Below are 14,346 nucleotides of genomic sequence, written 5' to 3'. Positions count from 1 at the left end.
GCGGGGCGCCTCTGACGTAACAAGGCCTTCTTGTCCTCGTTTGCCTCCCGGATATTCGTAACTCCCGACTTCAGGACCCTTCCACGATGGACCCCAGTGTTTCCTCGACTCTCGCTTGTGGCCGCCACCGGCTCGACCTTTCCTTTCCCAGAATCATGGGCATTCTCAACGTCACGCCGGATTCCTTCTCTGACGGAGGTCATCACCTGGCGATAGATGATGCTGTGAGGCGCGCCGAGCAGATGCTTGCGGAAGGTGCGGCGATCATCGACGTTGGCGGCGAGTCCACTCGCCCGGGAGCAGCGGCGGTAAGCACACAGCAGGAATTGGACCGGGTAGTGCCGGTAGTCGAGGCGTTGGTACGTGAACTTGATGCGCTGGTTTCGGTCGATACCTCGACCCCTGAGGTGATGCGTGCTGTAGGGCAGGCGGGTGCCGGCATGCTCAATGACGTACGTAACCTGCGTCGTGAAGGCGCCCTTCAGGCGGCAATAGGTACCAGGCTGCCCGTGGTACTGATGCATATGCTTGGCGAGCCCGGCGATATGCAGGATGCGCCACACTACGACGGTCCGGTGGAGGATGAGGTGCTGGCATTCCTCAAGCAGCGTGTTGCGGCTTGCGAAGCAGCGGGTCTGAGCCGCGATAGACTTTTACTGGATCCGGGTTTTGGCTTCGCCAAGACAGTGGAGCATAATCTTCGTCTACTGCGTCGTATGAAGCGGCTCGAAGAGCTGAATCTGCCACTGCTGGTCGGCATGTCGCGCAAGAGTTTCATTGGTAAGGTGCTCGAGCGTCCGGTGGAGGAGCGTCTGGCCGGAGGTCTGGCTGTGGCTGCGCTGGCGGTCGAGCGTGGTGCGCGGATTCTGCGCGTTCACGATGTTGCGCCCCATGTGGACGCCGTGAATATGGCCTGGGCCGTCTGTGAAGAGCGGTCAGAAGAAACGGCGGAAAGAAAAGCCGAACAAGGAGAAGGCAATGGCTAGACGTTATTTCGGAACCGACGGTATCCGCGGAACCGTCGGGCAGGCGCCGATCATGCCGGACTTCATGCTCAAGCTGGGCTGGGCGGCGGGTCGGTGTATCGAGCCGCGTCGCCAGCGCGCTCGGGTCTTGATCGGCAAGGACACTCGCATCTCCGGCTACATGTTCGAGTCGGCACTGGAGGCAGGGCTTTCCGCTGCCGGCGTGGATGTGATGTTGCTGGGCCCGATGCCGACGCCGGGCATTGCCTACCTGACGCGGACCTTTCGCGCCGACGCGGGCATTGTGATCTCGGCTTCGCACAATGCCTTCCAGGACAATGGCATCAAATTCTTCTCTGCCGAGGGCACCAAACTTGGTGACCGGATCGAGGAGCGCATCGAAGCCGCTCTGGACGAGACGCTGACCACGGTTTCTCCCGATGAGCTGGGCAAGGCGACACGGGTTGAAGATGCGTCCGGGCGCTATATCGAATTCTGCAAATCGACGGTTCCGGAGCGGGTCAACCTCAATGGTCTCAAGATCGTTCTCGATTGCGCCCATGGTGCGACCTACCATATTGCGCCCAGCGTCTTCAAGGAACTGGGCGCCAAGGTCTCGCTGATCGGTGCGACGCCGGACGGCATGAACATCAACCATGATGTGGGATCAACCCATCCTGCCGCGCTGCGTGCCGCCGTGATCCAGCAGGGTGCCGACCTGGGCGTGGCGTTCGATGGAGATGGCGACCGCGTGCTGATGGTTGATGCCGACGGTCATGAGATCGATGGCGACGATATGCTCTACCTGATCGCCAGGGATCGCCATGAGCGAGGCGAGCTGGGCGGTGGCGTAGTTGGTACGCTGATGAGCAACTTTGGTCTCGCCGCGGCTCTGGAAAATATGGGCGTGCCCTTCGAGCGAGCCAATGTCGGTGACCGCTATGTCATGGAGCGCCTGGCAGCCAATGGTTGGCAGCTGGGTGGCGAGTCATCCGGACATATTGTCTGTGGCCATGTGCAGACCACTGGAGATGGTATCGTTTCGGCGCTTCAGGTGCTGTCCTACATGGTACGTGAGGACAAGCCGATATCCCGCCTGTTGCATGGCTTCGAGAAGGCGCCGCAGTCACTGATCAATGTTCGTCTCGGGCAGGGTGTCGATGCGAAGGCCTTGATGAAGGATGAGAGGCTCGCCGAGGCGGTGTCTGCTGTCGAGCAGCAATTGGGGGGAGAAGGCCGAGTGCTGTTGCGTCCCTCCGGTACCGAACCCCTGATCCGAGTCATGGTCGAGGGGCGCCCGCACCTCGATGTCGAAGGCTGTGCGAAGAAGCTGGCCGACGACGTTCGCGAGCTACTGTAGCGTTGGACGAGCGACCGCGAGCCCCGGCTTGCGGTTTCGCTGTCGCTCAAAACTTGAGCAAACCCCATTGCTCCTATAACATTTCGGCCCACCTTGAAAGAGGATGTCTCATGCGCGCGCCCCTGATCGCCGGCAACTGGAAGATGAACGGCTCCCTGGAGCTGGTTGCCACCTTTGCCGAAGAACTGTCGCGGACAGCGCTCCCGGGTGGTGTGGAAGTGGCCTTGATGGTGCCTTTCCCCTATCTGGAGGTTGCGCGGAGTCGTTTGCCCGAGACCGTTGGTGTCGGAGCGCAGACGCTCAGTGATCAGCCATCTGGCGCCTTTACCGGCGAGGTCAGTGGCGGAATGCTCGCCGACCTGGGGGTACAGATGGTACTGGTGGGACATTCCGAGCGGCGTACGCTTTACAGAGAGGATGACGCGGCGGTACTGGCGCGGGTAAGGGCGGCTCTCGGAGTCGGCCTGGTGCCTGTCCTGTGCCTTGGCGAAACCCTTGAAGAACGCGATGCCGAACGTACCGAGGCGGTGGTGCTGGGGCAGTTGGAGGCGGTACTCGACGCACTCACTGCAGACGAACGTCAGCGCCTGGTGCTGGCCTACGAGCCCGTCTGGGCGATCGGCACTGGCCGTACCGCTACGCCCGATCAGGCGCAGCAGGTCCATGCGGCCATCCGGGCGCGGCTGGCGAGTTATGATGCGCAGTTGGCCGAGACCACGAAAGTGCTTTATGGAGGCAGCATGAAACCGAGCAATGCGGTCGAATTGCTGGCTCAGCCCGATATCGACGGCGGCCTGATCGGCGGAGCATCGCTACAGGTCGACGATTTTCTAGCCATTTGTCATTCAGCAGGTTGAATACATGCAAGTTGCGATTCTCATGATCCATGTGGCGATTGCTGTCGCCCTGGTAGTACTCATTCTGCTGCAGCAGGGCAAGGGCGCTGAAGCGGGTGCTGCCTTTGGTGGTGGTGCCTCTCAGACCGTGTTCGGTTCCCGCGGTAGCGGCACCTTCCTGTACCGTGCCACAGCATTTCTTGCCGTTTGCTTCTTTGCCACGTCCCTGACATTGGCATGGTTTGCCTCCCAGGCGGGACAGGCGACACCCGATATCGGTATTCCCGATGCGGAAGTGATTGAACAGCAGCAGAATAATGGCGCCCCGACCCTTGACGAAGCATCGGAAGGCATGGATAATACTGCGCCAGTGCTGGAGGAAAGCGGTAACTGATCCTCTCAGCCTCCCCTAGCCGAAGTGGTGGAATTGGTAGACACGCTATCTTGAGGGGGTAGTGACCTAACGGTCGTGCGGGTTCAAGTCCCGCCTTCGGCACCATCGAAGTCTCGTGACATCATATGATGTCAACGATCTTCTCCCAGGGTTGGCAGCATGGTGAATTGCTTGACGCGTCAGCACAGTCAGCATATACTCACCGGCCTAGATTGATGCGGGGTGGAGCAGTCTGGTAGCTCGTCGGGCTCATAACCCGAAGGTCATCGGTTCAAATCCGGTCCCCGCTACCATTTCACGGCAGGCAGCATGGTTTCCCAAGGGGTGTGCTGATCTGTCGGGTTGGTAAAAGGTTTCTTGTAAAAGCCCCTTCCAGTGAAGGGGCTTTTTGTTAGCAGCTCGCTGGCCCACGAGCCGGCGGCGCGCATTGCCAATCAGCCACCTGACTCTCCTGTTCACTCCCGGCCAGGTGCTGATGCAACGGCTGTAGGAGTTTTCATTCGTGGCCATCAAGGATGCTGCGCTTCAAGCGCTGATCGAGCCGGTGGTAACAGCCATGGGCTTCGAGCTCTGGGGCATCGACTATATGTCTCAGGGAAAACATTCGCGACTGGTGATCTATATCGATCACGAGAATGGCGTGAACGTCGACGACTGCGCCGACATCAGTCGGCAGGTCAGTGGCGTTCTGGACGTCGAAGATCCCATCGCCGGCGAATATCGGCTTGAGGTTTCCTCGCCGGGTATGGATCGGCCCCTGTTCACCTTGGATCAGTTTTCCCGCTATGCCGGACACCAGGTCAGCCTGAAGTTGCGCGTGCCCTTTGATGGTCGCCGCAAGTTTCAGGGGCTGCTGGCAGGCGTCGAGGGTGACGAGGTATTGGTCCAGATTGAGGGCGAGGAGTATTGCTTTCCCATCGACGGCATCGACCAGGCTCGGGTTGTCCCACAGTTTGGTGAATGATGTGCGTGGACCGATGTCTGTGACACTCAATCAATCGTGAACGCTTGATCAGTTGTGAACGCTCATTCAGTTGTGAGCAAGGACAGGTTATCTGGCGAGGCTTTTAGGCATGAGTAAAGAGATTCTGGCGGTCGTTGACGCGATCTCCAACGAAAAGGGGGTTCCCCGCGAAGTCATCTTCGAGGCTGTGGAAGCGGCGTTGGCCAGTGCTTCCCGCAAGCGCTTCGAGGACATCGAAGCCAATGTCCGTGTTCACATTGACCGCGTCACTGGCGAATACGAGACATTCCGTCGCTGGGAAGTGATCGAGGATGATGATTTCGACGGACCCGATGCTCAGATCAAGCTGACCTTTGCCGAGCGCCGTGATCCGCCGCTGGGACTTGGTGATGTGGTCGAGGAGCAGATCGAGAACGCCGCCTTCGGACGCATTGCTGCGCAGACCGCCAAGCAGGTGATCGTGCAGAAGGTCCGCGAGGCCGAGCGTGCCGAAGTGGTGCGCTTGTACGCCGAGCGTGAAGGTGAGCTGGTGGCTGGCATTGTCAAGAAGACGACACGTGACGGCCTGATCATTGACCTGGGAGATAACGCCGAGGCATTCCTGCCACGCAGCGAAATGATCCCAGGCGAGCGTTACCGACTGAATGAGCGTGTTCGCGCTCTGCTGGTCAAGGTTGATGCCGAAGCACGTGGCGCCCAGCTGATTCTGTCGCGGACCAATCCGCAGATGATTATCGAGCTGTTCAAGATCGAGGTGCCGGAGATCGCCGAGCAACTCATCGAGATCAAGGGTGCTGCACGTGATCCAGGCTCCCGGGCCAAGATTGCGGTCAAGACCAATGACCGCCGTATTGATCCGGTCGGTGCCTGTGTCGGTATGCGTGGCTCACGTGTACAGGCGGTATCGTCGGAATTGCAGAACGAGCGTGTCGACATCGTATTGTGGGATGACAATCCCGCGCAGTTGGTCATCAATGCCATGGCACCTGCCGATGTCGCCTCGATTCTCGTCGATGAGGACGCCCATGCCATGGACGTTGCCGTTGCCGAGGATAATCTGGCGCAAGCCATTGGCCGTAGCGGCCAGAACGTGCGCCTCGCTTCCGAGCTGACCGGCTGGCGTATCAACGTCATGACCGAAGCGGATGCCGAGGCCAAGCGCGATCAGGAAATCGACAGCCTGGTCGAGCACTTCGTTCAGCATCTGGACATCGAGGATGATGTCGCTCGGCTGCTGGTCGAGGAAGGTTTCACCTCTATTGAAGAGGTGGCCTACGTACCGGTCGAGGAAATGCTCGAGATCGAAGAGTTCGACGAAGATCTCATCGAGGAACTTCGCGCTCGTGCCAAGGACGAGCTCTTGAACCTGGCGATTGCCTCCGAGGAAGAACTGGATGGTGCTCAGCCGGCAGATGATCTGCTGGAGATGGACGGCATGGAACGTCATCTGGCGCTCATTCTGGCCAGCCGGGGAATCAGGACCATGGAGGACCTGGCAGAGCAGTCCGTCGATGACCTGGTGGACATCGAAGGTATGGACGAGGAGCGCGCTGCAGCACTGATCATGACTGCCCGTGCGCCATGGTTCGAGAATGAACAGTAACAGGGTCACGGGCTGAGGAGGGTCGTAATGTCAGAGATGACCGTTAAGGATTTTGCAGTGAAGGTGGGGCGCGATGTGCCACGCCTGCTGGAACAGATGAAGGAAGCCGGACTGGAACACAAGTCCGAGGGTGACGCCGTATCCGAGGAAGACAAGCGCAAGCTGCTCGACTTCCTGACCAAGAGTCATGGCGGCACCGGGCCGGGGGCGCGTAATCGCATCACCCTGACCCGCAAGACACGCAGCAAGATCAAGACCAATGAGCGCGGCAAGACGATTGAGGTCCAGGTTCGCAAGAAGCGTACCTACGTCAAGCGCGACGAGTCCGAGGATCAGCAGCCGGCAGCGGCTGAGGATCAGGGGCCGCGTCAGCTGGTAGGCGATATGGCCCAGGCGGAAGCCCGCCGTGAAGCCGAGGCTGCCGAACAGGCACGCCAGGCGGCGGAGAAGGCTGAGCGTGAAGCTACAGCAGCTGAAGCCGAGAAGTCGGCCGAGGTGACCGCTGAGCCTGCTGCCAAGGTCTCCGAACCGGAAATTCCGGTACCGGAACTGGTTGTCAGCGACGATTCTACAGGTGAGCAGCCTCCGGCTCCGCCCAAGGAAGGTCGCGGTGACGTGCGTCGCGCAGCGGTCAAGAAGGCCGCCGGCAAGGCTGGCAAGAAGGGCCGTGATGATCGTGACAACGATGATCGCAGCGATCGTGAAGAGCGTCGTCGTGGTGGTGGCAAGAAGGTCAAGCGTGCCGAGCGTCGTGGTAGCCGTCGTGGCTCCCAGGGCGGTGGAAAGCACGGTTTCCAGAAGCCGACACAACCCATCGTACGTGAGGTCTCGATTCCCGAATCGATCTCGGTGGCGGACCTGGCCGACAAGATGTCGATCAAGGCCAATGAAGTCATCAAGGCCATGTTCAACATGGGCGCGGCGGTGACCATCAACCAGACCATCGACCAGGACACCGCGGCGATTGTTGTCGAGGAAATGGGCCACAAGCCCAAGCTGGTCAAGGACGATGCGCTGGAAACCGAGGTGCTCGAGGCGATCTCCTACGAAGGTGAGGAAATCACTCGCTCGCCGGTCGTCACCGTCATGGGCCACGTCGACCACGGCAAGACCTCGCTGCTCGACTACATTCGTCGCGCCAAGGTGGCCACTGGTGAGGCCGGGGGTATTACCCAGCACATCGGTGCCTATCACGTCGAGGACGACAACAACGGTGTTACCTTCCTGGACACCCCGGGTCACGCCGCCTTTACCGCGATGCGTGCGCGTGGTGCCAAGGCAACCGATGTGGTCATCCTGGTGGTTGCTGCCGACGACGGCGTCATGCCTCAGACCATTGAGGCCGTTGAGCATTCCCGCGCAGCGGAAGTGCCGATGGTGGTCGCGGTCAACAAGATTGACAAGTCAGGGGCCGATCCTGATCGGGTCAAGAATGAGCTGTCTCAGCACGGCGTCATTTCCGAAGAGTGGGGCGGTGACACGCAGTTCGTCCACGTTTCGGCCAAGACCGGCGAAGGAATCGAGGCACTGCTCGAAGCCGTGCATCTGGTTTCTGAAGTACTCGAGCTCAAGGCGGTTCCGTCCGCTCCGGGCAAGGGTGTGGTGGTTGAGTCCCGTCTCGACAAGGGACGCGGCCCCGTGGCCACAGTGCTGGTTCAGAACGGTACCCTGAAGAAGGGCGATATCGTACTGGCTGGCCTGCACTACGGACGTGTCCGTGCCCTGACCAACGAACTCGGTCAGCAGGTTGCCGAGGTCGGTCCAGCCATGCCGGTTGAGATCCAGGGGCTGGATGGTACGCCTGAAGCCGGTGATGACTTCATGGTCGTCGCTGACGAGAAGAAGGCACGCGAAGTCGCCAACTTCCGTCAGGGCAAGTATCGCGAAGTGCGTCTGGCGCGCCAGCAGAAGGCCAAGCTCGAGAACATGTTCTCGCAGATGGGTCAGGATGTGGCCGCCAAGCTCAACATCGTGCTCAAGGCCGACGTGCAGGGCTCTCTGGAAGCCATCCGTGGTGCTCTGGAAGAACTGTCCACCGACGAGGTGCAGGTCTCTGTGGTGTCCTCTGGTGTTGGCGGTATCACCGGGACCGATGCCAACCTGGCGCTGGCCAGTGATGCCATTCTGGTGGGCTTCAACGTCCGTGCCGATGCTGCCGCACGCGAGATCATCGAGCGTGAGGTACTGGAGCTGCGCTACTACAGCGTCATCTACCAGTTGATCGACGAGGTCAAGCAGGCGATGAGCGGTATGCTCGAGCCTGAGTGGAAGGAAGAGATCGTCGGTATTGCCGAGGTACGTGATGTCTTCCGTGCACCGAAGATCGGTGCGGTTGCTGGCTGTATGGTGGTCGAGGGTACCGTCTTCCGTAACAAGAAGATCCGTGTACTGCGCGACAACGTCGTGATCTATGAAGGTGAGCTGGAATCTCTGCGCCGCTTCAAGGACGACGTCCAGGAAGTCCGCAATGGCATGGAGTGTGGCATCGGGGTGAAGAACTACAACGATGTCCAGGTCAACGACAAGATCGAGGTCTTCGATCAGGTCAAGGTCGAGCGCACGCTGTAAGCGTTCGAGGAGCCGTTATCCATGCGCGAATTCAAGCGTACCGACCGAGTGGCCGACCAGCTCCAGAAGGAGCTGGCGGTACTCATCCAGCGCGAGGTCAAGGACCCGCGTCTGGGCATGGTCACCGTCAGTGGCGTGTCTGTCAGCCGTGATCTGGGTTATGCCGATGTGCATTTTACCCTGTTGGGTGAACAGACACCGGAGCGGATCAAGGAAAACCTCGGCGTGCTCAAGCGCGCCTCGGGATTTCTGCGTTCGCAGATCGGCCGACGCATCAAGCTGCGTCACGTCCCGGAACTGCGCTTTCACTACGATGAGAGTGTGGTGCGCGGACAGCATTTGTCGTCATTGATCGAGGAGGCCGTGGCAACGGATCGCTCGCGTCATGACGATGACGATTCTGACGCCGAGGACGAGGCGAAGGACTGATGGCACGTCGCCGCCGGGGATTGCCGGTTGATGGTGTGTTGTTGCTGGACAAGCCCCAGGGCATGTCCAGTAACCATGCCCTGCAACGTGCACGCCGTCTGTTTCAGGCCCAGAAGGCCGGTCATACCGGCACTCTGGATCCGATGGCCACTGGTCTGTTGCCGGTGCTGTTCGGTGAGGCCACCAAGTTTTCCCAGCACCTTCTGGATGCCGACAAGGTCTACCGGACCCGAGTCGAACTGGGTGCCAGTACCGACACCGGGGATGCCGAAGGTGATGTGGTTGCCAGGTCCACCGTTCCGGCACTTGAGGAGTCCGACCTCACTGGGATGATGGCGGGATTTGTCGGAGAGCAACAGCAGACACCACCGATGTATTCGGCGTTGAAGCTCAACGGCCGCAAGCTCTACGAACTGGCCCGTGAGGGCAAGAGTGTCGAGCGTGCAAGTCGGGCAATCAAGGTGTATGATACGCGGCTACTTTCCGCCAGCCTGGACAGCGCTTCGCCGAACTTCGACATCGAGGTTCGCGTCAGCAAGGGCACATATGTGCGCACGCTGGCTGAAGACATGGCCAGGGCGCTGGGCTGTGACGGACACATATCACAGCTTCGACGTCTCAAGACGGGGCCTTTCGATGCCAGTGGCATGGTCAGCCTCGAGATGCTTGAAGCCTTGCCGGATCAGGCTGCACGAGAAGCGCAACTGGCGCCGATCGACAGTCTGCTCAAGCACCTTCCTGCTCATCAACTGAGTGTGAAGGGGGCGCGGGCACTGACCTATGGTCAACCCGCTCGACAGGAATTGGATACCACCATGGCGCGTGACGTCGGGGATGGTCCAGTTCGCCTCTATCATGAGGAGGCCTTCATTGGTCTTGGTGTGGTGGAGCCGGAGGGGGACATTGTTCCTCGCCGATTGCTGAGTTCGTTTGTGGCGGGCTCGGTGCAGCATTGACCCCTGTAGGGGTACGCAATACGTAACAAGGAGACTGCAAATATGCGTGGTCTCCGACATTCATCTATCAGGCATATTGCTTACTGGAGAGACAGATGGCACTTACCGCCGAACAGAAGGCCGAAATCGTCAAGGAATACGGCCGCGGTGACAGCGACACCGGTTCCCCCGAAGTTCAGGTGGCTCTGCTGAGCGCCAACATCAACGGCTTGCAGGATCACTTCAAGACCAACAAGCAGGATCACCACTCTCGTCGTGGCCTGATCCGCATGGTCAACCAGCGTCGTAAGCTGCTGGACTACCTGAAGCGCAAGGACCTGGGACGTTACCAGTCTCTGATCCAGCGTCTGGGTCTCCGCCGCTAAGGACGGATGGGCTTTTCTCGTCGTGGCGCTTGTCGGCGCTGTTGACGCGAAACGCACCTGACATCCTGTCGTGGTTTGTAACGGGTAGCCTTCGGGCTACCCGTTTTACGTTGGAGGAGCCGGTGCTGTACGACCGGAGCTCCGTGCGGGTTTCCGCACAACAGGCGATTCTGGACTGTGCGGTTTCTCATCCATTCCCTGTGATGGGCCTTGCGACCTTTGTTGTATGCATTCTCATTAATCAATTGAAATAGAAGAGAGTGTGCATAAAGGGAATGCAGTTTGCTCCTTTCGAATGGTGTTGAGGTGTCTGGAGGCAACACATGCTCTCGCAACACACCTCGACCCCCTGCAAACCAGTCCAGGATGGAGACAACAGCAATGAAAGCATCCTTCGCCGGAATCGGCCTTCTCGCCATGAGTGCTCTGCTCCCCATATCTGCCATGGCGGATACTGTTCCCCAGGTCGACGCTCTCGAATCCCCCAATCCGAAGCAACTGCTCTACGTTGGCAACAGCTACCAGTACTACAACAACAGCCTGCACAACTACGTCAAACGTATGGTGGAAGCCGCTCATCCGGAGATGGCGGAGGATCTCAACAGCAAGTCCGCGACCATTTCCGGGGCTCGGCTGTCCCACCATGAGGTGAAGGGATACCTGTTCCCGGGAGCTCTGGGGTTGGCGGATCCTTTTGATGCTGTAGTACTGCAGGGGCACAGCAACGCCGCCTTGAGCGACGAGAACCGCCAGACATTCCGTGCTGCGGTTATGCGACATCATCAGGCCATCGAGGCGACAGGGGCCGAGACTGTGCTCTACATGACGCCCGCCTATAGCGAGGATCATGACAGTTACGATCCTGGCATGTTCGACAAGATTGAAGACCTCTATACCACGGTAGGCAATGAGATCGGCGCGCTGGTTGTGCCGGTTGGCCTGGCCTTCCAGAACGCCTATGAGCAGCGTCCGGAGCTGGCCCTTCACGTCGATTACGACGGCAGCCACCCCACTCCAGAGGGTACCTACCTCGCAGCAGCCACGGTATACGCCGCGCTCTATGACACCTCCGTGGTGGGTAATCCCTACACCTATTACGGCCGAATTGCCGAGAACGATGCAGCCTTCCTGCAGCAGGTCGCCGAAGACACCGTCGAGGAGTACTACAGCAGGTGAGCCCTGACGGATGAAGTGACGGGCGCCTGTGCGAAGCCACTTCCGGTCCGGTGTGCCGGGAGTGGATCGAGCTGCTGGTGACTGGAGTAGCGCTCGGGCAGACCCGCTCTGCCCAGCGGGCGCGTATACCCGAATAACTCCAATAAACGAGGGAATCCCGATGCGAATACTATGGTTCGCAGTAATATTGATGTGTCTGCCATTCTCGATAGCTGAGGCCAATAACGACGCGACAGGGCTGAAGGCAGGGGCTGGGCAATATGTGTTTCAAGACCCAGCCACCAACCACAACGTCAACGTCTATTACTATCAGCCGCGCAACTATCATGCGGATACACCGGTTGTGTTGGTGCTGCACGGGTTGCGCCGCGACGCTGAAGAATATCGCGACAGCTGGGTTGAGTATGCAGAGCGCGAAGGACTGATGGTGCTGGCACCACGCTTCAGCTCAGAGGCGTATCCAGGCGGCAATGGCTTCAACCTGGGAAATGTGTTCCGGGCCTCGACGGCTGAGGAAGCTCGTGGCTACACCCGGCCAGAGCAGATGAACCCTCCGGATCAATGGGCCTTCACACTCGTTGAGCGGGTGTTTGCGGATTTCAGGGATCGTCGCAGCACCAATTCTCACCAGACCTACTATCTGTACGGCCACGGCGCTGGAGCCCAGCTTGCTCATCGTTTTGCCATGTTCATGCCGGAGTCACATGCCGAAGAGATCATCGTCGCCGCAGCAGGTTGGTACACGATGTCGGATGAGAGCATCGAGTGGCCCTATGGGACCGGCGGTGTGCCAACACTGGACTCGGCGGCGACCAGGAGCCTTCTGGCGCAGCCTATCCTGTTGCTGGCCGGTGGTGCGGATACGGCCACGCTTCATACCGTCATGCGCCAGGTGCCCCAGACCAATGCTCAGGGGGCAACGCGAGTGGAGAGAACTCGTTATTACTACGAAGCAGGCGAGCGCAAGGCCCAACTCCTGAACACTGCCTTCAACTGGAGGCATTGGGTCATGCCTGGCGTAACCCATAGCCCCGATCAGATGACCCCCTTTGCGGCCCGCTATATTGCGTCGCGGGCGCGCTAGTCGTGATGTCATTTTGCTGAATCAATGGAAGAGAAGACGATCCTTCAGGACCAAGGGAAAACCATGTCAAGACACATCACCTCAGGCCGCACTGCCATGCTGTCTGCCGCCGCGCTTGGGCTATTGGCAATGCCTGCCAGCAATGTGCTGGCCAGTGACGCGACATCCGCCGAACTTGCAGAACTGGTCGAGCGCCAGTCCGAGATGCTGGAACGCCAGGCGCAACAGCTCGAAGCCCTGCAGGCTCGACTCGTTCAACTGGAATCTCGGGCGGGTATTGATGAGGCTGCCCCCGTTCAGCCTGCATCGTTCCAGTCCTCAGCTCCCACGGCGCCGACAATGGCAAGTGATCGCGCTGCAGTCGTAGAGGACAGGGCAGCCATTGAAGAGCTGCAGAGTCAGGTGGCATTGCTGGAAGCCGCTCAGACGGACCAGTCTCGCATCGACTGGTCGGATGGTGGCCCCGAATTCATCAGCGCCGATGGAACACGCCGTTTGGCCATTGGTGGACGATTGCAGTATGACGCTTCGACCACCAATGGCTCACGTTTCGACGACAGTAGTGATGAGCGCAATATCAGTGGCACTGAAGCTCGTCGCTTGAGGCTGGATTTCTCCGGCCAGCTGTCCGAGCGTATTGGGTACAAGATCGGCTATGACCTGGCGGGCAACGACGCCAGTGTACGCGACGCCTACATCTCGGGGCTGTTCAACTGGGGGGACGAGGATGTGGTGCTCTACGTCGGTAACAAGTACGACGACCGCTCACTGGATGGCGCGACTTCGTCGAACAATACCTGGTTCATGGAGCGCAACTTCGTCAGCAGTGCCATTACGCCGGATCGCGGATCATATGGCCTGGGGGTAAAGGGCAAGGTCTACGGCGACAGCCGGGACTGGCATGCCTCCTTTGCGGTGACCAACGGTCGCCTCGGAGCCGACACCGACCACTCCGATACCACGACCTATATGACCAGGGCTCACTGGAACCCCTGGCATAGGGGCACGGATATGGTTCATCTGGGCGGTTGGGGGTTCTACGAGGATTTTGATCCCAGCGATGATGCTGTATTCAAGAACATCGATGCCGCTGGCCACTTCAACGACAACGTCACTATCCGCAGCCGCAGAATCAGCGACCCTGACTCCAGCAACGCTTATGGGGTGGAGTTGGCGACATCGCTGGGTTCGTTTGCCGCCGCCGCTGAGTATGGCCAACGAGAGGTAGACCAGCGCGACTCTTCTGGTGGCGATAGCATGAGTTATGACGCCTGGAGCGTTCAGGCCAGCTACTTCCTGACCGGTGAGTATCACGGCTATTCCCGCAAGTCCGGTGTCTGGCGGCTGCCGGAGATCAACGACCCGGTCGCGTCAGGGGGCATGGGGGCCTTTCAACTGGCAGCTCGCTATCAGGAGCTGGACTTCTACGATGCCCCGGACTATCCCGGTGGTGATGGCAATTCGACCACCCTCGGCCTGAATTGGTATCCCAACGATTGGTCACGAGTGATGCTCGATTACACCCTCTGGGATACCAACAACCGTAGTGGTGACTTCGAGGGGCCGGATGACGGCAATACCGTGTCCGCGCGACTGCAGGTAGTTTTCTGAGCGTGCCGTGCTGAGCACGACCACGGTCTCGAACT

Annotated in this window: 13 protein-coding genes and 2 tRNA genes; all 15 read left to right on the top strand. The window is 59.4% G+C overall.

All coding sequences use genetic code 11. The annotated features are described in order from the left end of the window. The first annotated feature begins 86 nt into the window (after positions 1-86). The 15 genes from folP (at position 87) to BUE38_RS17785 (ending at position 14,311) form a co-directional block, all read left to right on the top strand. Positions 87-986, top strand: coding sequence for a dihydropteroate synthase (gene folP / locus BUE38_RS17855; protein ID WP_084542027.1), 900 nt, complete (start codon positions 87-89; stop codon positions 984-986). Then, complete coding sequence (glmM, locus tag BUE38_RS17850; protein ID WP_073436597.1) at positions 979-2,325, top strand: phosphoglucosamine mutase; 1,347 nt, start codon at positions 979-981, stop codon at positions 2,323-2,325. Before folP ends, glmM begins: the two co-directional genes overlap by 8 nt. A gap of 110 nt (positions 2,326-2,435) precedes the next feature. Further along, positions 2,436-3,182, top strand: coding sequence for a triose-phosphate isomerase (tpiA, locus tag BUE38_RS17845; protein ID WP_073436596.1), 747 nt, complete (start codon positions 2,436-2,438; stop codon positions 3,180-3,182). A gap of 4 nt (positions 3,183-3,186) precedes the next feature. Beyond that, entirely contained in the window at positions 3,187-3,555 is a 369-nt protein-coding gene (secG, locus tag BUE38_RS17840) for a preprotein translocase subunit SecG (protein WP_073436595.1), read from the top strand. A gap of 18 nt (positions 3,556-3,573) precedes the next feature. After that, positions 3,574-3,660: transfer RNA gene (locus tag BUE38_RS17835), tRNA-Leu, on the top strand. 111 nt (positions 3,661-3,771) lie between these two features. Beyond that, positions 3,772-3,848: transfer RNA gene (locus BUE38_RS17830), tRNA-Met, on the top strand. 209 nt (positions 3,849-4,057) lie between these two features. After that, positions 4,058-4,519 carry a ribosome maturation factor RimP gene (rimP, locus tag BUE38_RS17825; RefSeq protein WP_073436594.1) on the top strand — a complete coding sequence of 154 codons (462 nt, stop codon included), beginning with the start codon at positions 4,058-4,060 and terminating at the stop codon, positions 4,517-4,519. Positions 4,520-4,628: 109 nt separating this feature from the next. Next, on the top strand, positions 4,629-6,122 hold the full coding sequence (gene nusA, locus BUE38_RS17820; protein ID WP_073436593.1) for a transcription termination factor NusA: 1,494 nt from the start codon (positions 4,629-4,631) through the stop codon (positions 6,120-6,122). 27 nt (positions 6,123-6,149) lie between these two features. Beyond that, positions 6,150-8,690 (top strand): translation initiation factor IF-2, encoded by a 2,541-nt coding sequence (gene infB / locus BUE38_RS17815; RefSeq protein ID WP_073436592.1) that lies wholly within the window; start codon positions 6,150-6,152, stop codon positions 8,688-8,690. 21 nt (positions 8,691-8,711) lie between these two features. Next, positions 8,712-9,119, top strand: coding sequence for a 30S ribosome-binding factor RbfA (gene rbfA / locus BUE38_RS17810; RefSeq protein WP_073436591.1), 408 nt, complete (start codon positions 8,712-8,714; stop codon positions 9,117-9,119). Then, on the top strand, positions 9,119-10,075 hold the full coding sequence (gene truB, locus BUE38_RS17805; protein WP_073436590.1) for a tRNA pseudouridine(55) synthase TruB: 957 nt from the start codon (positions 9,119-9,121) through the stop codon (positions 10,073-10,075). The genes rbfA and truB overlap by 1 nt, the downstream gene beginning before the upstream one ends. A 95-nt stretch (positions 10,076-10,170) precedes the next feature. Next, on the top strand, positions 10,171-10,440 hold the full coding sequence (gene rpsO / locus BUE38_RS17800; RefSeq protein ID WP_073436589.1) for a 30S ribosomal protein S15: 270 nt from the start codon (positions 10,171-10,173) through the stop codon (positions 10,438-10,440). 381 nt (positions 10,441-10,821) lie between these two features. After that, positions 10,822-11,616: an SGNH/GDSL hydrolase family protein gene (locus BUE38_RS17795; RefSeq protein WP_073436588.1), complete on the top strand. Its 795-nt coding sequence runs from the start codon at positions 10,822-10,824 to the stop codon at positions 11,614-11,616. Between the two features lie 262 nt (positions 11,617-11,878). After that, complete coding sequence (locus tag BUE38_RS17790; protein ID WP_073436587.1) at positions 11,879-12,700, top strand: alpha/beta hydrolase family protein; 822 nt, start codon at positions 11,879-11,881, stop codon at positions 12,698-12,700. Between the two features lie 63 nt (positions 12,701-12,763). Beyond that, a complete protein-coding gene (locus tag BUE38_RS17785; RefSeq protein WP_073436586.1) occupies positions 12,764-14,311 on the top strand; it encodes a porin in 1,548 nt (515 codons plus the stop codon). The last annotated feature ends 35 nt before the right edge of the window (positions 14,312-14,346 follow it).

The organism is Halomonas cupida (assembly GCF_900142755.1).
Classification (GTDB): Bacteria; Pseudomonadota; Gammaproteobacteria; order Pseudomonadales; family Halomonadaceae; genus Halomonas; species Halomonas cupida.
The sequence above is the reverse complement of the archived record's forward strand: the minus strand, read 5'-3'. Positions and strand labels throughout refer to the sequence as shown.

Excerpts from the sequence above, each read along its gene's own strand:
- infB (WP_073436592.1), top strand. The coding sequence starts at position 6,150 with ATGTCAGAGATGACCGTTAAGGATTTTGCAGTGAAGGTGGGGCGCGAT.
- BUE38_RS17795 (WP_073436588.1), top strand. The coding sequence starts at position 10,822 with ATGAAAGCATCCTTCGCCGGAATCGGCCTTCTCGCCATGAGTGCTCTG.
- rbfA (WP_073436591.1), top strand. The coding sequence starts at position 8,712 with ATGCGCGAATTCAAGCGTACCGACCGAGTGGCCGACCAGCTCCAGAAG.
- tpiA (WP_073436596.1), top strand. The coding sequence starts at position 2,436 with ATGCGCGCGCCCCTGATCGCCGGCAACTGGAAGATGAACGGCTCCCTG.
- glmM (WP_073436597.1), top strand. The coding sequence starts at position 979 with ATGGCTAGACGTTATTTCGGAACCGACGGTATCCGCGGAACCGTCGGG.
- truB (WP_073436590.1), top strand. The coding sequence starts at position 9,119 with ATGGCACGTCGCCGCCGGGGATTGCCGGTTGATGGTGTGTTGTTGCTG.
- BUE38_RS17785 (WP_073436586.1), top strand. The coding sequence starts at position 12,764 with ATGTCAAGACACATCACCTCAGGCCGCACTGCCATGCTGTCTGCCGCC.
- nusA (WP_073436593.1), top strand. The coding sequence starts at position 4,629 with ATGAGTAAAGAGATTCTGGCGGTCGTTGACGCGATCTCCAACGAAAAG.
- folP (WP_084542027.1), top strand. The coding sequence starts at position 87 with ATGGACCCCAGTGTTTCCTCGACTCTCGCTTGTGGCCGCCACCGGCTC.
- secG (WP_073436595.1), top strand. The coding sequence starts at position 3,187 with ATGCAAGTTGCGATTCTCATGATCCATGTGGCGATTGCTGTCGCCCTG.
- rpsO (WP_073436589.1), top strand. The coding sequence starts at position 10,171 with ATGGCACTTACCGCCGAACAGAAGGCCGAAATCGTCAAGGAATACGGC.